Source organism: Methanosarcina horonobensis HB-1 = JCM 15518, assembly GCF_000970285.1.
Classification (GTDB): Archaea; Halobacteriota; Methanosarcinia; order Methanosarcinales; family Methanosarcinaceae; genus Methanosarcina; species Methanosarcina horonobensis.
Map to the genome: position 1 here is coordinate 4280226 of NZ_CP009516.1, position 22360 is coordinate 4302585.

A 22360-nucleotide genomic window follows, 5' to 3' on the forward strand; every position below is an offset into this window, starting at 1 on the left:
CGACTCAGTACCAAAATTAAGTAATGAACGTAAAATTAAAAATCACTAATTTTGTAATTGGTTATAATCCTTTGAATACGTCCTCTCTACTGAAGTCTTTTGATACCAAATATTGAGTTTGATTGAAGAACAGATTCTTCCTGCAAATTCAATATTTCAATCGAAAAATGCAAAAGTCACTAGATTTTTAGGATCTAAAAAAACGACTTGAGATTGAAAAGCATATTGATGCTTTATTCATAAAACAAGTGTTTAATCGATACTCCTTAAAAAATACCTTTCGTTTTTATTTTAAATTCATTTTTATCTTGTAAAAAACTGTAAAACTTATTGAGGAGGATTGATAATCCTCCTCTAGTGTTTGTTTGTGAAGCCTCCGCTTATCCCGATAAACGGAGATCATAAATGGAAATTGCTTTCAGAGATATTAAACGTTTTTGATTTACGATCTACCAAGCAAATCTTGCACAATACAGGATGCTACCTCTTGAAAAATCGGTACCTGCCTTGAAAATCGTCATCTTGAGCATGTATTTTTGCCTTGAAATTTCCTATGTAGTCAGAGAATTGAACAAAAAGAGAAAATTAAGGAAATTTATGAGAATCAAGTCAGTACCTTCTGAAGATGAAGTTTATAGCATCATGAGTAGCTTTGATCTAGATCAGTTTATCAACTTTGCTATTGGAGTGCTTAACAACATTTGTTCTCGTCGTAAAAGAGGTACAAGCCAAACAATAACTGATAGTACAGACATTAATCTCGATTTAACTGATTTAAGAGGAAAATTAGCCAAAAGATGCTAAAAGATCGAGATTTTAAATGGGGTCACTCTAAGCATAGAGGTTATTTCATAGGGATGAAACTAAGTCTTGTCCTAGAATATCCAAGCTTAAAACCGTTAGCTTTCGTCATTAATGAAGCAAACGTTAGTGAATACACAGTTTATCCACAGATTCTTGAAGAAGTAAGTAGAAGGAAGAAAATAAGAGCAGGAGACGTACTTTATTTCGATAGAGGTTATTACTCATATGAAAATTATGTGATAGAAATAGCAAAATACAAAATAGTTTCTGTTATTTTTCTAAAGATTAATTGTAATTTTAACAAATTTTCAATATGCTAAGCTATCCTCTGAATATATTTGATTCAAGAAGAAATACAAAAGAAGAAAAGGAGCTTTACAAGAAACTGGTTGTAAAATTGAAATCATTGATCGAAAATTGGGGAGGACTTTAGACCTATTAGGTCTCTAATAGAAGATGTGTTTAAAGTAACTAAGAAAGCATGCAATATGGAGAACTTACATAGATATGCGATGCGTTCTGTAAAAAAATATTGCTCTTTGGCGGTATTTTTGACAGAGGTAGTTATAGCTTTCTTTGTTAGCGATAAAAAGGGATTGCAAAACTTTGCTGAGAGTTAAGAAAAATAGCACTATATAATTGTGTTAAGGAATCATCTGAGTTATACATGAAAGTTCAAATTATAGTCTTCAACTCAATAAAGTACATTTTTAATTTGTGGATAGAGTGTTTCCATCCATTTCTTTGCAAACGATAATGATGCTGATATTCTGTAAAACTCGTTTCTGATTATATTTTTCATCTGTTCTTTTGATTGAATAAACGACAGATAATTCTCTCTTTATCGTTTTCCATACAAATTCAACCGGATTTAAGTCTGGTGAATAAGGAGGAAGGAACACAAGTGTTTTTTAGTTCTCTTGCTTTCTTTATCGTTTTATCAGCATGACGTGATTTTGAATTATCCAGAACCAGAATTATTCTTTTCTTTTGATTGTGTTCCACAATTTTTTCCAGAAACTCACAAACGTTTTCTGCTTTTGAAAGCTCCATAAAATCTATGAAATTATTACCGTTGATAGAATAAAATGCGAATGCATTTGCTTTTATGTAATCTGTGTTTTTTATCATCAAAGGTTTTTTAAATAACCACAATCGTTGCGTATTTGCCTTTTTCTGTGGTGAAGATTCATCTAGAAAACCGATAATATATTGCTTGTTTGGATCAATATATTTTGGAACTGCTTCGGCTAACTTTTTTAAAATTTCTTCTGCGTTTTCAGGTCTTCTGTAGTCAAAAGTATATGGCTTTGAGTGATACATGTTAAAACTATGCAGTATAACTCCTATTTGTTTTTGTGAGTACTCTATACCATATTTTTCCTTTATTAGCTCCATAACTTCTCTTGTAGTCCAGTAAACTTTATTTTCCAACAAAGCTCTTAACTCTTTTATTTGCTCATCTGTAAGTTTTGACTTTCTTCCTCCTCCAAAATTTGGTGTTAAGGCGGTATAGTCGCCTTTATTCCATTTTTCTTGCCAGTAATATCCTGTTTTCTTAGTTACTCCAACTTTAGTAGTAGCTTCTTCTACAGAATCTCCCGAAAGCCTGAACTTGATGAAATAGAGACTTTTTAGCACTCTTGAATTGTTCTCATGTTTTATTAGAGAGTTTATCTCATCAAGAGTTACCTTTTGATCAGTAGGAATTTGTTTCTTCCCTACCATAAGTGAATATAGGCTTTAATATGTGTAATAAGTTGCGTTGGATACTATAATTCTCTGTTTGACATTCTTAGAAAAGCTTTTTATCCATTTATTTGAGTTTTAGAAGTTTATATGCACCTTCATTGTAGACGAGATAATTATCTTTAATCTTTTCATTTAAATTTATGAATTCTGTATCATTCAGTGTTTTCAAAAATGAAGTAGCTGAATGCCAATTTTCAGGGTAATCTACAAATTGCCTCTCTTCATATAGGGACTTCCTCATAAAAATAAAGGTATTCGATGTATAATTATCACTTTCTTTTTCGAATAGTATTTTGTCATTAAGTTCAATTGAGTGTGCGTTTCTTGACCTAGATAATGAAAAAACTCTTGCTCCTGCTAACTGCATTTCCAGTGCCAACGTAGAGTTATCCGGTAAATTTCTATCTATTCGATCAAGTGTGTTTATCTCGTGCGTACTTCTGATATTGTACATTTCACTTCGTAGCTCGGATGGATAAGGCTCGGGTGTGAACGCCATATACTCTGTTGCAATCCACTGGCTTATCGGATATATAAAAAGAAGGACAATTACCATTAAAGCAATAATTTTATTCATTTTTTGTTTATCTGGCTCAACTTTTGATTTCATTCGAACACTAATATATCCTACAGGAATGCATCCCAGAATAATCCCAAACCTCATGATTCTTGTAGGAGACAGCGAATTAGCAAGAGAAGGGACAACGGAGCTCAGGGCTATGAGGCATACATCAAAGAATGCCACAACCGCAAAAATACGCTGGTATCCCGATAAATTACGTATCTGAGCAAGCAGATAGAAACTCCCAATAGCTATATAAAAAGCCTGCAACTTATATAGTGTCTGCACAAAAGAGAAATCGGAAAGAATTTTCGTAGTTTCACTGCTCGACGAGATTTCCATTTCCTTTGATTTAAATAAATCGGTAATGCCTCTTAACATGTGATCCGCAATACGGATATCCCCCTGGTGATGATAAGTTAGATCGAATATCCACAAAAAAAGGACCGCGGAAAAAAACAGAACATAAAAATTTCTGTATTTTTTTGAGTCCTTATTTTTCGTCTTCGAAAAATGTAAAATAAATCCGGTTAAAAATAGTAACGACAGTGTCAGCAGATTAAAATAGGAGGTTGTATAGTGTGAAAATATCAAGGCTGTACAAATTATAATGTAGACAAGCACTCCTGAAGGACGATTCCTTTTTGCTTGGATCTGCATGATATAAATGGATGTAACTAAAAATAATGTTCCATAATTTTCTCTTGTCATTGAGAGACTGTAGATCGAAACTGCGGGATTATACATGTATGCAATGCATGAGATTACTGCAATGTCCCTGTCAAATATATTCTTTATTAACAGATAGAGAAATATGACTGTCAATGCATGGGAAAATAGGTGGGTAAAATTCCAAGACTCGGCTATTGGATTTACATTTGTTATTGTTGATATCATATAAACAGATATATATGAAAGTGGGAACTCTGTAAGAGCATTTGAAGTAAGTTCAAAAGTCGGTTGAAGAAACAAAGATTTAATTACGCCAAATTCCGCAACAGAGTCGCATCCCAGATATAAACCATATTTAATGTGAAGGCCCAGGACTTTGATTATTGCGACTAAAAACAGCAATGATGCTATGATAAGATTTTCATTTTTATTTTGTGAAGTAGGGCTGAAAATAAATAGCGATGGCGAAAGTCCCAAAAGTAGTGACGAGATTATAAATGTCAATTGAGAGTATGTACTTGTGGTACTATGAGATGAAATTAAAATACCTGCAGTCCCTACAAGAAAACATATTAAAGCTGTGCAATATAATATTTTTTCGGGTTTCATATTCAGCCAACTTTTATCTGACTTTCCGCAGATGTCCTTACAATTATCACAATTTTTTCCGTTGTTGTTTTTTCTGGTAACTGCATATGATGTGAGAAGAAAAAATTTTTAAAATGTCCTACAATTTTCGACATTTTTACCTTCATGAAAACTTTCAACTCGATTTTCCAGAACTTCAGTTGAGATGATAACAGGAGATTTTTGAGAAATTCTCCAAAACCGACAGCAGGAAAATTGTTGTTTTTTTGAGAACATTTGCGGAAAGTCAGTTTTATATTATGAAATAAAAAATATCATTAGCTATTTAGTTTATTTCTGGAAAAAAAACGGTCCAGCTTTTGTAGACTATATGTTGTTTTTAAGTATTGTTGATATCATTTTCATAAGTGTAGTAGTATCTATTACCCATGCCTCCTGAGAGAAATTTCATTTATATCTGTGCCCCAAAGCGTCCAATAAAAGCATCCTCAATCCCTTTAAATATCATACTGCATGCTCTAATGTCTCTTCTAAAAATCAACAAATACAATGTACGAATCCCAAAAACAGCCATGATAACAATAAATGCAGTTAGCAGTTGTGGCATATGAAAGTGCTTTCTTAAGAATAATAACTTGTTCCGCGTATTGTAATATAGGGAAAAGGGAGATAACGCACCACCACTTGTTCTGGATACTTTATGATATATTTTTGCAGATGGTACATACCGTATACCACACCCATTCTTTTTTGCCATCAAGCATATATCGACATCTTCAAAATAAGCAAAATATCTCTCATCCAGTAAGCCGATTTTTTGAAATAAACCGGCTTTTATTAACATAGCACAACCTGATACAAAATCGACATCTTTCTCACGGCTATATTTTTCTGTATCCCGTTTATCCATCCCATGGTATGCAACGAGACATATCCAGTAATTAATGAAGCCACCAGCAGCCCATATTTGGTCAGTAGCATCATAATAATTGATCTTAGTTCCAAGGATTCCAATATTTTCATTTTTCTTTGCCACGGATATCAATTCATCAAGAAAGTCAGGTTCAACTGCCACATCGTTGTTCAGGAGGAGAATGTAGTCAGCACCATCGGATATTGCTTTTTTTATTCCTATATTGCACCCTCCGGTAAATCCCAAGTTCTTTTCATTCTCAACAATTTTAATTCCTGGATAGTGTTCTCTGAATAATTCTGCTGAACCATCAGTCGAGCCATTGTCTACCAGCAATATCTCATAGTTTGGGTAGGTTACCTGCTTCAATGATTCAAGGCATTCTATTGTATCTTTCTTGCCGTTCCAGTTAAGAGTAATGATGGTTACTTTGGGTATGGACATAAGATTCCTCAATCTCTTGAAAATGAATAGAATATTTTTAACCAGACCCTATTTAACGTGTTTCTCGATATAGATTGAAGATTATTTGGCAACATATACCAAACTTTTATAATTAGTTGCTTCGCAAAATTATGATGAACTAATGAAAGGATATCAAGAGAAGTTACCTTAGATCTATTTGCTCCATTTGAAGTGAGGTTTTGAAATTCATCTTCCGTTTTCTTGTTTTTATTGTGCCTGGACTTTCCATATTGTGGGAATAAATTTTTAAGTAACTCCATTGTGAATTTATCTCTATTTTTAATTCTTATACTTGCTATGTTGGATATGTCAAGAATACATCTATAAACAACAAAATCAGCAGGAATATTTCCTTCAACGCACCATTCTATATCTATTGGAAGTAATTTATTTTCCTTGTTTCTTATCATGTTTTTTAATATTATGTCAATAGAACAACCATCTAAGAGTGGATACCCTTCTGCATCCTTATCACCATGGTGATATCTATTGATTAATTCTTGATAATATTCTCTCATAACTTTTAAAATCTCACTTTTAAATTCCTTTATATGTTGTGCTTTATATATATCAAAAACTAACGAATCACCATCATACCATGGAGAATCGTAAACTTGATGTGTAACTTGTAAATGTATGTCGCCGACTTTCAAAGTTCCAACTTTCTTTTTATCAATTTCCCCGTTCAATCTTTTTTTGCTGATATATTTTTCAGGATTTTGTTTCAATATTGTTACACATTGGTACTGATAACTACGATTTAAACTAAACTTTTTAGCAACCCAATCTGGTTTGTTACATATGTATGATTTGTTTCCAGCGATAATTAAGAATGAATTTGAGAATTCCCTTAATAAACCAGCTTCCGAAAGTGTTTTTAATGCAAGCCCCTCATGAAAAGTATTTTTCCTTTGAGTATTATATGCTGAAAACGGGATACTGATCCAGTTATGTAAATATTGTTTTCTATCATCTCCAACATTACTGAAAATATCAGTGGCAAATTTATAGTCCGGGAACTGATAGTAAAAATCTATGTCTTTAAATCCGACTTTACTCAAGAGGTCGTTTATTTCCGCTTTAGAAAATGTTTTAGGAGTGTTTTCTATAGGATATCCGTGAATGCTATCATAAATTTTTTCAGTATGATCCTCCTGGCAACCGCTCCAATATTTGATTCCTATTTTGTTTTCAATTGCGATAATTAGGATTCCATCTGGTTTAAGAGCAGATTTAGCTAATTTGAGAAAAGAAATAAAAGGATCTTCTTTATTATCACATAAAGCATAGACTGGAGAGTATTCTAACACTCCTATCAGAGTGACCATGTCATAATTCTGTTCAAATTTTATTTTGTTAATATCCGAGCAAAAGACTTTTACATTATTTAAATCTCTACATCTTTCTCGAGTAATTTCTGCACGTAAAAGACTGCCCTCCACACAATCAACAGATTTAAAATTTTCTCCTAAATATCTCGTTATAGCTCCACACCCGGAGCCAAGTTCTAAGACTTTAATTTGAGATTTCAAATCTAAACATTTTAGCACATTTGACCTGCCAATTCCTAAGTGGTAATAAGATGGCCAATCTTTTGCTAGTCGCATAAGTTCTTCAGAACCGTCACTTAGGTCATTGGTTCTTTTTATAGCTGATAATATATATTTTTCAACATTTCCATCCGAATAATTGTATTCTTGTTCAAAATTCCTGACTTCTTCAGGCAATCTAAAAAGCTGTAATTTTTCGTCATATTGAAATTCAGATAAAGAAATTTTAATATTTTCATCTTTACATTTCATAATACCTTGTCTCCTTTAATTAGCACTAACATATAAACTTCTAAATAATCTCAAATCTTCTTTATCAAATGCACATAATACATATAATGTAATTATGTATGATGTCATAGACACAAAAATTGTTAATATGAAGTTTACATTATGCATGAAAATGACAAGTATGCCCATAATTAAACTTGAAGCCACTGATTTAAACAAAATATTAAGTAAAATTTTATTTTGTAGATGATATCCAATTTTTGAAAGAACAATGAATTCCATATATATGACAATCAATCTAGTGAAGTCAGTAGCGAGGCTTGCGCCTACATAACTGTATTCAGGGATAAATATTAGATTTAGTACAATGTTTAAAATGGCTCCTATTCCTACTATTTTTGTAAGTGTTCCCTGTTTATTGATAGAATTCAATAAGTATCCAAAAATCCCACCAATGGACGCAAAAAGAAATGACCAAACTAAAATTTTAAGGATAATTATAGATTGAGAATACTCAATACCGAAAGTTAACAAAATAATTCTATCCGATAATAAGATCGTCCCTGTTACAATTGGTATACATAAAATCAATATATATTTTAAGGATTTTTCTAAAACAAATTTCAAGGTATTTTCCGATGTTTTGTGTAATTTTGACATTATCGGAAACATTGCTGTTGTGTACATACTCGGAATGATTAATAAAATAAGTACCATCCTATAAGCTGCATTATACCAGCCCACTACCTCATCACCGTTTGAAATCATTATCGAGAGCATTACGGAATCTATGTAGTAGTATATTACAATAAATATACTTGAAATGCCAAATGGAAGTGATTCTTTCAAGGTTTTTTTAATAAAAGTGGAATCAATTTCTATGTGAAGTCTAACAAATTTTCTTAAACAAATTCCAAAATTCGTCATGAATACAATAATACTTACTAAAAGATATATCATCGAAAAATGTATGACATCAAATCTTTGACTTATAGCAAGCAGTATTCCAGAATACATTAAAGTGCTGTTTAAGCCTTGGCCTAATGACTGATATTCCATTTTTTCGTATGCTTGGAAAATAGAATAAAAAGTGTTAGAAAACGAATTAAAAATTACAGACAAAAAAATAATATACACAATGAACTCTGTCTGTTTTGAACATCCAATTAAGTTTAGTGATGGTATAATAAAAATGAATGTAATAATTGATAGTATAATTTTCATTAAAAGAATATTTGAAAGGTATTTCTCAGATAATAACTCATTTTTAGACACTTCTTTTGTAGTTAATGTTGTCATTCCTATGTCAGTAAAAACACCAAATATAGCTGTAGTAGCTAATGCAAAACTCAAAATCCCAAAGCTTTCAGCTCCAAGATATCGAGCCATATACATTGTATAAAAAAAACCAAGCCCTAAGCAAATTATCTGTGCGCCAAATAAAGAAAACATATTTTTTGCAATTCTTTGAACAGTATCCAAAAGAGACTACTCCTCAATAGTTGTCATTTTTCCTACTGTTTCTCACTATCATACTCGCCTTCAATAAACTTTCAAATGTACCCGCATCACTCCAAAATCCCTCCAGCATTCCGTACTCCATCATCCCTTTGCTTATGTAATAGTTATTTACATCTGTAATCTCAAGTTCTCCTCTTCCTGAAGGCTTGAGCGTTTTAACTGTACCAAAAACATTGGAATCATAAATGTAAAGGCCCGTGACTGCAAAATTGGTTTTTGGCACTTTTGGTTTTTCTTCGATGCTTATTACCTTCTCACCCTTAAGTTCCGCCACTCCAAACCTGTGAGCATCAGGCACTTCTTTTAAGAAGATTTTCGCACCATCGTTGAAGTTTGCAACATCCTCTTTTATGTTGTCCTGAAATATGTTATCTCCAAGAATAACAGTTACATTGTCTCCATCAACAAAATCTTCGGCTAAACTAAGCGCCTGGGCAATACCTCCGGCTTTTTCTTGAATTTCATAAGTGAAATGAACTCCGTAATCTACCCCGGAACCTAAGAGTTCAAGAAAATGTCCTGCATGTCCTTTGCCAGATACGATCATGATGTCTTTTATCCCGCCGTTAATTAGAGTCTCCATTGGGTAGTAAATCATTGGTTTATTGTATACTGGTAAGAGATGTTTGTTAGTAACTTTGGTTAGAGGATACAGTCTGCTGCCTGTACCGCCTGCAAGTATAACTCCTTTCATATATTTCTCTCCTGCAAATAGGCTTTAAGTGCTTCTCTCCAGTGTCTCATAGGTTCAGTTTTAGTATTCACAAGGACAGAATATTTTGGTCTTTTTGCTTTTCTCGGGAATTCTTCACTGGTACAGGGAGTCACATTATCGATAATAGAAAAAGCAAACTCATACCATGAACAGATTCCATCGTTTGTAATATGATAAATTCTTGGGTTAAGGTCAATTATTTCTCTTATTTTGCAGGCAAGGTCCATTGTATAGGTTGGTTTGCCGAACTGGTCATTGACCACTTTTACAGTATCCATTTCTCCGGATGATCTCAGCATAGTTTCAACGAAATTTTCCCCATGAATTCCAAAAAGCCAGGAAATTCTTACAATCCTGTAATCATTGATGTTCTCAATAATTTTCTTTTCACCGAGAAGTTTTGAGTCTCCGTATACATTAATCGGACTTGGGACATCAGATTCCATATGTTCTTTTTTAGAACCGTCAAAAACGTAGTCAGTGCTGAAATGGACAAGTTTAGCTCCAACAATAGAACAGGCTTCTGCAATGTATCCAGGTCCAGATCCGTTGACCTGAAAAGCAAGTTCCTGATTATCTTCACAACCGTCCACATTTGTGTAGGCAGCTGCGTTTATGACAATGTCAGGTTTTGTTTTTAAAACCGATTCAATAACCTGCTCTCTGTCTGTGATGTCGAGGTTTTTATGTGCTAATTTGATAGCGTCAGGAAAAACTTTGCAAAGATCTGATCCAAGCATTCCGCTGGCACCGATGATCAGTGTTTTAATGGCTCCCACCACCATCTGTTTTCAACATACCACCTGACTGTTTGCTCAAGGGCAGTATCAAAATCATATTTTGGTGTCCAGCCCATTTTTTCCAGTTTGCTGCCGTCAAGGGAGTACCGGAAGTCGTGACCTTTTCTGTCTTCAACATATTCAATTGAAGCTTCGTTTTTACCAAGCATTTTTAGAAGGCGGTATGTGATTTCAAGGTTTGTAAGCTCGTTTCCACCGTCTATATTGTAGATTTCACCGCTGCTTCCGTTGTGGAGAACAAAGTCTACTGCAGAGCAGTGGTCTTCAACATATATCCAGTCCCGGATATTCAGGCCTGCACCGTACACTGGAACTTTCTTTCCTTCCATTAATCTGCTGATGAAAAAAGGAATCAACTTTTCAGGATACTGGTAAGGACCGAAGTTGTTTGTACATCTGGTTATGCAAACAGGCAGTCCATAGGTTGTATGGTAGGACATTGCAAGAAGATCCGAACCGGCCTTGCTTGAAGAGTAAGGACTTGAAGGGTTCAGGTTATCTTTTTCTGTAAAAGAACCTTCCGCAGTACTGCCGTATACCTCATCAGTTGAAATATGGATAAACTTTTTGATGTTATTTGCAAGGGCACTCTGGAGAAGAATGTTTGTACCTAGCACATTTGTCCTTACGAAAACTGAGCCATCTTCAATTGAACGGTCAACGTGACTTTCGGCTGCAAAATGGACAACCTGATCTACTTTTTTCATTACTTCATTCACGATAACAGGGTCACAGATATCGCCCTTAACAAAAGCATAATTCTGGTTATCTTCTAGGTCTTTGAGGTTAGCAGGGTTTCCGGCGTAGGTCAGTTTGTCAAGGTTTACAATATGATAATCTGGATATTTTTCCAGCATATAGCGGATGAAACTGCTGCCTATGAATCCACAGCCGCCTGTAACCAATAGTTTCAACTTAGTCACCTTTGTGTTTTTAGTCACCTTTATGTTTTCGATTTAGTTTTTGAGTAGATGATAAAGCAAAAAGATACGAAATATTTTTTAATTGGAGCGCTCTCTTTTCGACAAGATTCCATGAAAGGAATGCAAAGAGAAAAGTTATTGGATAGGAAAAAACAAATAATTTTAATGATGTGATATTATTTTGGAACAAATGGACAAGTGTTTGTTGTATTGGGAATGCATATATGTATAATCCGTAGGAAAAGTCCCCTCTTTCTGTAAGCGTTTTCAGATATTTTGTGGGTATAAATGCAAGATGGAAAACGATATACGGTATAGAAATATATGAGACAATTTCGAAAAATTCTGTACCAAATGAAATTATCCACAATATCAATGCAAAAATAAATATATCTTTTCTATATTGGATTTTATCTCCATATAAATAGTAGCATGCTCCGATTAAGTAATATGTCACATTGTTCACATTGAATATTATATACATGCATCTGATTTCGTTTTCGTTAAAATGATGGATTCCGATGTTATATAATATAATTTCTGCTAAAATAAATATGAGCAAGAACCATTTTTTCTTAAATATTCCTAATAAGCCAATAACAGCTGTCACTATGTACATTGTTGTTTCTCCAATTAATGTCCATAGTGATCCGTTTACTGAATTTGGATATATATTTTGACTAAAAACTCCGGGTAAATATTTCTGGCGTAATGTAGCCATATATATTAGTACGTTTGGGATATCTATATTCTTGAAATATTCTAATGGATCTAAAGATGAAACAAGAGGCCCGATAACGAAAGTTGAAAATAAAATCGAAACTATCAATCCTGGATAAATCCTTAAAATTCTTTTCCAAAAATATGAAAATATATTCGGGTTTTTATTCCAACTTTTGGTTATTAGGTATCCGCTGATCATAAAAAATATGCATACACTTAATCTCCCAAATGTCATGCTCTGCGTCAATAAATAAAATGGTTCTTTCTCGTGATTTCCTAATGAAAGAACATATGAATGTGAAAATATTACTAATGATGCAGCAATAAGTCTTAATAAATCAAAATTATTTTGATTCCTATTTATATAGTCAATTTTCATAATTAATCTCTCTTGTGCCACCTTTTCGGCTTCAGGGTGATGGTACTCGTTGCACTTGAAGCAAAAACAGCAGCTTCTTCAGGAAACAGCAGCTTCGTTCAGGACGGAAAAACCATGGGCAAAACTATTGTTGGTTTTATCATGTTCGTCTGCTTTGCCCTATGTGATTACCTCTTAAACTGTACGACAATTTTATAACTGTATCAATTTCTAATGAAATACATTCTCCAATTATTTAAACTGTTCGATTACTGTTTATCCTTTATCAATCTTGCTTTTTCTTATTAATTTCTCGCAATTAATAGTCTTATTTTTGCTGTAATAGTAAAGCTTTCATGAGGGTTTTTCCAATAAGGATCTACACACTCGATGCATAAAATCAAACACAATCAAAGTTGTGCTGGCGCACTCCACTGCAAGCAACGGCGTATGTTTATATCCAGAACACCAGGTGCGTATTTGCTTTTTAATTCCTTGAAAAGCAGCTCTATATCCCATCTTACTCTACATAATTTTGCAGTGTCTTTTGCGTCTGAAATATCCTTCTGGATATTTGTGATATGTCTGATAATTTTCCTCTTCACCGTAATATTACAACAAGACTTACTTTCAATAATCCTATTTTTGTTTGCCATCATATGTTCTGTTTTTTAAAACTTTATTATTACAACATCAAGACCTTTTCCAGAAAGTTGCTTACTATATTCACCGCAGGCTTTCCAGTGAACTCTTGATTTTTTATTAGAAAACCCCTCTACAACAGTAGGTGGGGAACGAGTAGGCATAGATACGCTAATGTTTAGATTATTAAAAAATGCACATACAAGAGTAATTTCCTAACGCTTAACCGGCATTGTATATATAAAAATCTGATTATATATAACCTAAATATATAGAGAAAAATATTGTTTTTTATAGTCATATAGGCTCATGAAGGAAAAGTTCTTAAATGATACATTATAATATTATTTACAAACTTACGAAGTCTTCCATAACTAATCATTTTACAGCTGCGTTTGGTTGAAGTGACTAACCTAACTCGAAAAAACCTCCCACTTCAATGAACTGCTATATTCCCTTTATATAAAACCAGTCAAACTCGAGGTTTTTCAAAATCCCATATAAATTTAGTGATCCATATACTGAGGCCTAAAATGAATGAAATGTGATAAAATATGTAAAAGACAGATTTACAAAAAAATTTTATTGATAACGGCACTTGAATTTTTAATACTGGTGAGTATCGCAGGCGCATCGCCATTTGCATATATTACAAATGGGGATAGCAATAGTGTCTCTGTAATCGACACAGACACAAACAAAGTCACAGCTACGATACCTGTAGGATCCAATCCTATGGGAGTTGCAATTAATCCGAATGGAACAAAGGTATACGTGGTAAATGCCAATAGCAATGACATATCTATAATTGACACTTCTACAAACAAAGTTACAGCCACGGTGCCTGTAGGATCCAATCCTATGGGAATTACGATTAACCCGGATGGGACAAAGGTATATGTAGCGGTCCGCCTCAAAAACACTGTCTCTGTGATTGACACGGCAACAAATACTGTTACAGCTACAGTGGATACAGGAAAATCTCCTAAGGGCGTCGCAGTTAGTCCTGATGGAAAAAAAGTATATGTGACAAACGAAGACGACAAAACTGTCTCTATAATTGACACGGCAACAAATACTGTTACAGCCACGGTGCCTGTAGGATCTAATCCTGTGGGAATTGCGGTCACACCGGACGGAAGTAAGGTATACGTAGTGAACTATGGTAGCGGAAGCGTCTCTGTAATTGACACTGCTACAAACAGTGTTATAGAGATAGTGAAGGTAGGGCGAGCGCCTTTTGGAATTACGGTAAATCCAGATGGAACAAAGGCATATGTGACGAATAACGATGAATATGTTAGCACTGTCTCTGTGATTGACACCGCAACCAACACCGTTACAGCCACGGTGCCCGTAGGATCCAATCCTATGGGAATTGCAGTCAGCCCGGATGGGACAAAGGTATATGTAGCTATCCACCTCTACAACACTGTCTCTGTAATTGACACCGCAACCAACACCGTTACAGCCACAATGCTTACAGGAAATGGCCCTTATGCTTTAGGTCAGTTTATAGGTTCCATTCCGGAACAACCAGTTTATCCTTTAGCGAATTTCAGCAACAATATCACGTCAGATTACGTTCTCCGTTCTGTGCCTGTGCAGTTTACAGATTTGTCAAAGAATGCAACCGAGTGGAGATGGGATTTTGGAGATGGATCTAATTCAATAAAGCAGAACCCCATGCATACCTATTATGCAGCGGGAATCTATACTGTCAGGCTGACAGTAAGCAATTCAAACGGCACAGATTCAAAGCTTGCTACAGTGAATGTTGTACCAATAGGTTCTCCTGCACCCTCATATGCATATATTACAAACTTCAACAGCAACACTGTTTCTGTAATTGACACCGTTATAAACGAGGTTACAGCCACGGTGTCTGTAGGAAACAAACCTTTGGGAGTTGCAGTCAGCCCGGATGGAACAAGGGTATATGTGACGAATGTCAACCACGGCAGCATTGATACTATCTCTGTAATTGACACCGCTATAAACAAGGTTACAGCCACGGTGCCTGTAGGATACAAATACAGTCCTTGCGGAGTTGCAGTCACACCGGATGGAACAAAACTATATGTGACGAATCGCGACATCAACTGTGTCTCTGTAATTGACCCCGCTATAAACAAGGTTATAGCCACGGTGCCCGTAGGATCTAATCCACTGGGCGTTGCAGTCACACCGGATGGAACAAAACTATATGTGACGAACCGTCATAGCAACGATATTTCTGTAATTGACACTGCAACCAACGCTGTTATAGCGACTGTGAAAGTTGGATCCGGCCCTTGTGGAGTTACAGTAAACCAGGAAGGAACAAAACTATATGTGACGAATTGCGAAAATAGCGCTATTTCTGTAATAGACACGAGTTCAAACACTGTTACAGCCACAATCCCTGTAGAAGAATGGCCTATGGGAGTTGCAGTCAGCCCGGATGGAACAAAAGTATATGTGGCGAATGAAGGCAGTAGCAAGGTCTCCGTGATTGATACAGCCACAAATACTGTTACAGCGACTGTGAATGTCGGAAAAAGTCCTTACGGAATTGCAGTCACGCCGGATGGAACAAATGTATACGTGGCAAACTATGGCAGCGAAAGCGTCTCTATAATTGACACAGCAACAAATAAGATTACAGCCACTGTACGTGCAGGGTCCAATCCTATCGCTTTCGGCCAGTTTATAAGTCCTCTCCCGGCACAACCAGTACTTCCTGCTGCAAACTTCAGCAGCAACCTCAGATCCGGTTATGCTCCTCTTTCTGTCCAGTTTATAGATCTCTCGAAGAATGTAGATGAGTGGAACTGGAACTTTGGAGACGGATCCAATTCAACACAGCAGAATCCGGAATATACTTACCCCGTAGCAGGGAATTACAAAGTAAGGCTTAAGGTAAGCAATACAAACGGTACCGATTCGAAATTTGCCACAGTAACTGTTCTGGCACAGCCAATATTTTCTGCAGCCCGAACTTCAGGAAAAGCACCGCTTAGTGTTAGTTTTGCTGACCAGAGCACAGGATCTCCAACGTTATGGAACTGGACTTTTGGAGATGGGGCTTATTCAACGGAAAAGAATCCTGTTCATATATATAGAAAATCAGGAAAATATTCTGTTACTTTGACATTAAACGAAACTGGGAACAAGAGTACAGTAACAAAATCAGGTTATATTACTGTTTCAAACGGTTTTGAAGCCCCTGTTGCTGCTTTCTCTGCATCTCCAGTTTCAGGAAACGCGCCTCTTACCGTTAGTTTCACTGACCAGAGCACAGGATCTCCAACCTCAAGGAAATGGACTTTTGGAGATGGTACCTATTCAACCGGGAAGAACCCTGTACACACATACAGCAAAGCAGGATTGTACTCTGTTACGCTAACAGTGAGTAATGCAGATGGCAGTAATACGTTAACAAAATCCAGCCACATTACTGCCTTAAATGTTGTAGATAGTCCTGTCGTCAGCTTTTCTGCATCTCCCACTTCAGGAAAGGCCCCTCTTACTGTTAATTTTACAAGCCAGGTCAAAGGATCTCCAACTGAATGGAAATGGGCTTTCGGAGATGGAAACATTTCAACCGATAAAAATCCTGTACACATATACAATAAATCAGGCCTATATTCTGTCACATTGACAGCAAGTAATGCAAAAGGCAGTAATACGTTGACTAAAACCGGCTATATTGCTGTCTCAAGTGTTTTGAACACTCCTGTTACCAATTTCTCTGCATTCCCTACTTCAGGAAGCATGCCTCTTACCGTTCAGTTTACTGACCAGAGCACAGGATCTCCAACTTCACGGAAATGGACTTTTGGAGACGGAAACACTTCAACAGAAAAGAATCCTCTATACACGTATAATAAATCAGGCCTATACTCTGTCACATTGACATCAAGCAATGCAAAAAGCAGTAATGTGTTGACTAAAACCATTGCTGTCTCAAGTGTTTTAGCTGCTCCTGTTACCAATTTCTCTGCATCCCCTACTTCAGGAAGCATGCCTCTTACCATTCAGTTTACTGACCAGAGCACAGGGTCGCCAACTTCATGGAAATGGACTTTCGGAGACGGGAATACTTCAACAGATGAAAATCCTGTACACATATACAATAAAACAGGACTTTATTCTGTTGCTTTGACAACAACTAATGAGGGAGGCAGTAATGCTGTGCAAAAATCCAGTTATATAAATGTAACTTCTGAAAGCGATAATGTGACGTCGAATCCAGGCTCTATTGTCCCTGTCACCGACTTTTTTGCAACTCCGACTTCAGGAAACACGCCTCTTACCGTTCAGTTTACTGACCAGAGTACAGGGTCTCCAGCTTCATGGAAATGGACTTTTGGAGATAGAAACACATCGACAGAAAAGAATCCTGTGCACACATACAATAAATCAGGCCTATATTCTGTCACATTGACCACAAGCAATGAAAACGGCAGTAACACGCTGACAAAATCCGGCTACATTGCTGTCTCAAGTGTTTTAAACACTCCTGTTACCAATTACTTTGCATCCTCTACTTCAGGAAGCATGCCTCTTACTGTTGTTTTCACTGACCAGAGCATGGGGTCTCCAACTTCATGGAAATGGACTTTCGGAGACGGAAACACTTCAACAGAAAAGAATCCTGTACATACCTACAATAAATCAGGCCTATACTCTATTACATTGACAGCAGATAATGCAAACGGCAGTGACACGCTGACAAAATCCGGCTACATTGCTGTCTCAAGTGTTTTAAACACTCCTATTACCAATTTTTCTGCATCCTCAACTTCAGGAAAAGCACCTTTGAAAGTTCAGTTTACTGACCAGAGTACAGGGTCGCCAACTTCATGGAAATGGACTTTCGGAGACGGGAATACTTCAACAGATGGAAATCCTGTACACATATACAATAAAACAGGACTTTATTCTGTTACATTGACAACCAGTAATGCAAACGGCAGCAACACGTTAACAAAATCCAGCTATATTGCTGTCTCAAGTTTTTTGAACACTCCTGTTACCAATTTCTCTGCATCCCCTACTTCAGGAAGCATGCCTCTTACCGTTCAGTTTACTGACCAGAGTACAGGGTCGCCAACTTCATGGAAATGGACTTTCGGAGACGGGAATACTTCAACAGATGAAAATCCTGTACACATATACAATAAAACAGGACTTTATTCTGTTACATTGACAGCAAGCAATGCAAAAGGCAGTAACACGTTAACAAAATCCAGCTATATTGCTGTTTCAGACCCCCTTGTCGCTGCTTTTTCTGCATCTCCAACTTCAGGATCTGCACCGCTTAGTGTCAGTTTTACTGACCAGAGCACAGGGTTGCCAACTTCATGGAAATGGACTTTTGGAGATGGAAATTCTTCAACAGAAAAGAATCCTGTACACGTATACAATAAGATAGGACAATATACTGTTAGTTTAACGGTAAATAATTCGGGAAGCATTAGTACTGAAAGCAGATCTAAATATATCGCAGTTAGTAAGTAAATCTTTATGTCGAAAAAACAGCTTTGTAGAAGTCTATACTAGTGTTTTAGCAACTTAAATTTGGTGCACCATCATACCTTGAATGTTTATAAATCTATGATGGCGCAAATCAAACTTGAAGAAGATGAGAAACAATACCTCTGAGGCTTTGTTAAAAAGGGGCAGAAAGATGCACGAGAACTAACAAGAGCACGAACACTGTTACTTGCAAACAAGAATAAAAAACACATGATATTCTTCGAATAACAAGCCCAAAAAGATATAGAGATCATTGAAGTACCGGATGTCAGCAGGAATACTGTTGGGAAGTCAAGAAGCGCTACTTGGAGGAAGGTCTCCAAAGTGGTATTGAGGATAAACCAAAGTTAGGAAAACTTAAATTTGAGTTGCCCACGAGAAACAGCGAAGAGCCAATATTTTCTGTCTCTGCTGGACTATTAGAAAAGGAAAGAAAAAAATGAACAAAAACAACAAGGAGCAAATTAAGAATAAGGAAATAAAGTAGCTTGAAATAAGGAAATAAAGTGATTAAGAAATAGAACAGCCCAGAATCTAAAACTTCAATTGAGAAATAGATTCAGGCGTCAAAAAAAGACAATTTGAGCAGGCTTAAATGCCCTCGTATTTCGTCAGAATGTCATCAAAAGCATCCGCAACAGTACCGAGTTTTTCTTTTCCGAGTCCGAAGGTGCTGAGTTTGAAATATTTAGTAAGTCCGGACTTGATGCCGTGGATGTTGCGCTCTTTGAGCTCCCTGTAAAGGAAATACCGTCCATTCTTGACTTTCTGGGATATCTCATAGAAACCCGGGGCTTCAAAGAACATGAGGTCATGAGAATGCGGTTTTTGCCCGCGCTGGATAAAGCCCATGCCTTCAAGCCTTGAAGAGAACCAGCGGGCGTTTTCGACTTCCTGATCCCAGTTTCGGGTTCGTTTTACAACCTCGGGGAAAGAAGCCATCAGAGTCATAACCGTTGCCCCGCGGGCAGTACATCCCAGAAGTTCGACTTCCTTTACTTTATTATGAACGGATTTCCGGAGTACGATAGGAGCATATTCTTCACTTACTCCGAGAACTCCGACAGGACCGGACGCCGCCATAGACTTATGCCCGCTGCCCACGATGAAATCAGCCCCGATTTTTTTTGCCGAGACCGGCATTCTGCCTACGGAGTATGCCCCATTCAAAAGAAGAGGCACATCATATTCATGGCAGACAGATGCAATCTTCCCGGCGTCAGGAATATTTCCGTAACTTCCGTCAGGATAAGTAACAAGTGCCAGAGCTGGAGGTTTTCCGCTTTCTTTTGTAACTTCTTCGATTGCCCTGCCATATCCCTCCGGATCAATATGATATTCCGGGCTGCCTGCATGCGGAACTACTTTAATATTCAGGCCGGCTCTTTCGGCTGCAACATAGGAAGAATAATGGGCAAGTCCGTCAAGCACAATCCAGTCTCCGGGTTTTCCCATGGAGTGCATCACTGCAAATTTTGACTCTCTTGCTCCGTTTGTAACTCTTGCCTCATCGCAGCCCAGAAACTCGGGAAGAGCCTGATGTACGAAATCATGGATAGGAGGCTTTTTGATCAGGTCGAGAACTCCACCACAGAAGTCACAGACAGAGTAACCATCTCCCCATTCAATAAGGGAGCGTTTAGCAGCCTCGGTCAAAAGTCCTCCTGTCTGAAGAGGGTCGATATTTATGCTGCCAAGGGTTTCTCTCTTTATAAAACCAAACTTCTGTAAGGATGAGTCATCAAGTGTCATTTTCTTTATACCTCATGTAAGAACTGTAAATTCCTGATTTATAGTGTAAATTTAGCCTAAAATTCAAAAATAATTTACCGGATAGGTTTATATTTCCCTTAATTGAACTCTTAAGGCTCTATGCACTCAGTGATATGCCGAGAACTCATAAAAAAGTATTCCAGAAACAATTATAAAAAGAACTAAAAGACAGTAGAAGCAGACGCCCGAACTTTATCATTAAAATCCCCTTGATAAAAAAGAAAAGGAGAAAAACGCCTTAAAAAGACGTCATGCAGTCCAGCTTCAGGCATTCGCTGCCTTGCTGAAGACATCAATAAATTCATCGCATTGAGAAACGATGATTTCTGCGGTCTCCTTTAAAACCAGAATCGGATCCGTGCCATCGGTTTTAATATAAAGGACAGGTTCACTGATGCTCACATATTTCATGTCGTAAAAAGCCGTTTCAACCCTTTCATCTTTAATCAGGAGGTCCTTAAGAAGATTGAGAAGGGTATGAGTTTCGCCTCTGAGCTCGACTTCAAGCTCGTTATTTGTTTTGTTAAGAATGTTCAGTTCCACTGGTGACCACCTGTAAATGGTGAATAATATAGCTGGCTATGACTAGTTGCCGTAAAATACATGATTGCCATAAATGCCGAAACCCGCATAAAGTAAGATAGGGAAGGAGAAATTTATTTGATTCCCTTCCCGTACTCGGTTGAGATCTTACGGGTTTCAGTCATATTGCAGACAGGGCATTTAAGCTTTTTCCCTTCCAGCACGAGTTCTCCTCTGCAGTTTGAGCAGTAAGCTTTTACAACTCCAAGAGAATCTTCAGCTGTGGTAAGGCGCATTCTTTCAACGTCAACAACCCTGGCTCTTACGATATCGGAAGGTCTGAACTCATCTGCCAGCCTCTTAACGTAGGAGTCCCTGACATTGGAGACATGAATATCTCCGGGTCTTACATTGACGATTTCCCTGTTCTCTTTTCCTTCGATTCCTGCAATTTCCACCATTGCCCCGGACTCGCGCACGTCAGTGATTCTGCCGTATACGATGTCTCCTACTTTCAGGATATTGGGAGTAAGAGTATTTGGCTTTACAGAGACTACTCTGGCTTTTCTGTCAATGAATACATTGCCTGTAACAGTAGAATAAATGTCTCCACCAATTACTGCTGTTCCATCGCCTGGTTTGAACTCCTCTGTAGTGCCGACAAGCTCTCCCGGAAGTACAAAACCCCCTTTCTCAAGATCTTCTTCAGATTTCACGGCTTCTCCGGCAGGCGGCCTGAAACCCGGTGCTTCCTTTCTATCTCTCGGACCTTTCTTGGGGTAGGGGAACTTTCTCTTTTTGTTAGGATCACCTTTGAACTGGTCCCTTGATTGTCCTCTGGGCTGATCCCTGGACTGATCTCTGGACTGGTCTCTGGGTTGAGCTTTAAACTGAGCCCTGGACTGGCCTTTAAACTGGTCTCTTGACTGGTCTCTTGGCTGGTCTCTTGGTTGACTTTTAAACTGAACCCTAGGCTGGTCCCTTTGCTGGCCCTTAAATTGATCCCTGCTTTCTTCATTTGCTGGAACCGACTTATCAGTTCCAGGCTTTCCTTCACCAGGACCCGTTAATTTTTTCCTAGTAGTTTTATTTTTTCGAATTCTAATCATGATCCCTCATTCGAATTATCGCTATTAGTGATATAGATAATCATTGTAACAATTTTTCTAATCATTACGGAATTTTTGGCAGAAATGAATCTTAGTTCACTCATTTCAGAAATGGAAAACATTTTGTTTCTATATTCTTTTCCAGCAATTCTTTTTTTTTCAGTACGCATTATACTTACTGTATAATGCACAGAGGCTATTAATTATGAGTACT

At 36.9% G+C, this 22360-nt stretch carries 14 protein-coding genes and 3 pseudogenes; 4 read left to right on the forward strand and 13 right to left on the reverse strand.

The features are described from left to right. The first annotated feature begins 367 nt into the window (after positions 1 to 367). Positions 368 to 1424, forward strand: a pseudogene (locus MSHOH_RS23225) (transposase). Positions 1425 to 1498: 74 nt separating this feature from the next. Here MSHOH_RS23225 and MSHOH_RS18655 read toward each other — a convergent pair. The 9 genes and pseudogenes from MSHOH_RS18655 to MSHOH_RS18695 form a co-directional block, all read right to left on the reverse strand. Beyond that, positions 1499 to 2532: pseudogene (locus MSHOH_RS18655) on the reverse strand (IS630 family transposase). A gap of 88 nt (positions 2533 to 2620) precedes the next feature. Next, a complete protein-coding gene (locus MSHOH_RS18660) occupies positions 2621 to 4399 on the reverse strand; it encodes a glycosyltransferase family 39 protein (protein ID WP_048141936.1) in 1779 nt (592 codons plus the stop codon). A gap of 430 nt (positions 4400 to 4829) precedes the next feature. Further along, on the reverse strand, positions 4830 to 5735 hold the full coding sequence (locus tag MSHOH_RS18665) for a glycosyltransferase family 2 protein (RefSeq protein ID WP_052730931.1): 906 nt from the start codon (positions 5733 to 5735) through the stop codon (positions 4830 to 4832). 8 nt (positions 5736 to 5743) lie between these two features. Continuing rightward, positions 5744 to 7558, reverse strand: coding sequence for a class I SAM-dependent methyltransferase (locus MSHOH_RS22405; protein WP_052730932.1), 1815 nt, complete (start codon positions 7556 to 7558; stop codon positions 5744 to 5746). A gap of 15 nt (positions 7559 to 7573) precedes the next feature. Then, entirely contained in the window at positions 7574 to 9019 is a 1446-nt protein-coding gene (locus MSHOH_RS18675; protein WP_048141937.1) for a flippase, read from the reverse strand. A 13-nt stretch (positions 9020 to 9032) separates the two neighbouring features. Next, the gene (locus MSHOH_RS18680; RefSeq protein ID WP_048141940.1) at positions 9033 to 9752 is read right to left on the reverse strand and encodes a sugar phosphate nucleotidyltransferase; all 720 of its coding nucleotides are present in this window, start codon (positions 9750 to 9752) and stop codon (positions 9033 to 9035) included. Next, positions 9749 to 10558, reverse strand: a complete 810-nt coding sequence (gene rfbD / locus MSHOH_RS18685) for a dTDP-4-dehydrorhamnose reductase (RefSeq protein ID WP_048141941.1) — start codon at positions 10556 to 10558, stop codon at positions 9749 to 9751. The genes MSHOH_RS18680 and rfbD overlap by 4 nt, the downstream gene beginning before the upstream one ends. Continuing rightward, the gene (gene rfbB / locus MSHOH_RS18690) at positions 10531 to 11487 is read right to left on the reverse strand and encodes a dTDP-glucose 4,6-dehydratase (protein ID WP_048141949.1); all 957 of its coding nucleotides are present in this window, start codon (positions 11485 to 11487) and stop codon (positions 10531 to 10533) included. The genes rfbD and rfbB overlap by 28 nt, the downstream gene beginning before the upstream one ends. 19 nt (positions 11488 to 11506) lie before the next feature. Then, positions 11507 to 12598, reverse strand: a complete 1092-nt coding sequence (locus MSHOH_RS18695; RefSeq protein WP_048141951.1) for an acyltransferase family protein — start codon at positions 12596 to 12598, stop codon at positions 11507 to 11509. A 39-nt stretch (positions 12599 to 12637) separates the two neighbouring features. Between MSHOH_RS18695 and MSHOH_RS24090 the strand changes: the two genes are divergently transcribed. Next, positions 12638 to 12796 carry a hypothetical protein gene (locus tag MSHOH_RS24090; protein WP_158024239.1) on the forward strand — a complete coding sequence of 53 codons (159 nt, stop codon included), beginning with the start codon at positions 12638 to 12640 and terminating at the stop codon, positions 12794 to 12796. Between the two features lie 191 nt (positions 12797 to 12987). Here MSHOH_RS24090 and MSHOH_RS18700 read toward each other — a convergent pair whose 3' ends face one another. Further along, on the reverse strand, positions 12988 to 13233 hold the full coding sequence (locus MSHOH_RS18700) for a transposase (protein WP_048141953.1): 246 nt from the start codon (positions 13231 to 13233) through the stop codon (positions 12988 to 12990). Positions 13234 to 13756: 523 nt separating this feature from the next. Between MSHOH_RS18700 and MSHOH_RS18705 the strand changes: the two genes are divergently transcribed. After that, positions 13757 to 18724 carry a PKD domain-containing protein gene (locus tag MSHOH_RS18705; RefSeq protein ID WP_052730933.1) on the forward strand — a complete coding sequence of 1656 codons (4968 nt, stop codon included), beginning with the start codon at positions 13757 to 13759 and terminating at the stop codon, positions 18722 to 18724. 99 nt (positions 18725 to 18823) lie between these two features. Further along, a pseudogene (locus MSHOH_RS24095) lies at positions 18824 to 19098 on the forward strand (hypothetical protein); the annotation flags it as partial. 235 nt (positions 19099 to 19333) lie between these two features. On the opposite strand, the gene pscS reads toward MSHOH_RS24095, so the two are convergent. The 3 genes from pscS to MSHOH_RS18720 form a co-directional block, all read right to left on the reverse strand. Further along, positions 19334 to 20494, reverse strand: a complete 1161-nt coding sequence (gene pscS, locus MSHOH_RS18710) for an O-phospho-L-seryl-tRNA:Cys-tRNA synthase (RefSeq protein ID WP_048141955.1) — start codon at positions 20492 to 20494, stop codon at positions 19334 to 19336. Between the two features lie 285 nt (positions 20495 to 20779). Further along, positions 20780 to 21058 (reverse strand): DNA-directed RNA polymerase subunit L, encoded by a 279-nt coding sequence (locus MSHOH_RS18715; RefSeq protein WP_048141957.1) that lies wholly within the window; start codon positions 21056 to 21058, stop codon positions 20780 to 20782. A 113-nt stretch (positions 21059 to 21171) separates the two neighbouring features. Continuing rightward, on the reverse strand, positions 21172 to 22146 hold the full coding sequence (locus MSHOH_RS18720; protein ID WP_048141959.1) for an exosome complex RNA-binding protein Csl4: 975 nt from the start codon (positions 22144 to 22146) through the stop codon (positions 21172 to 21174). Positions 22147 to 22360 lie beyond the last annotated feature (214 nt).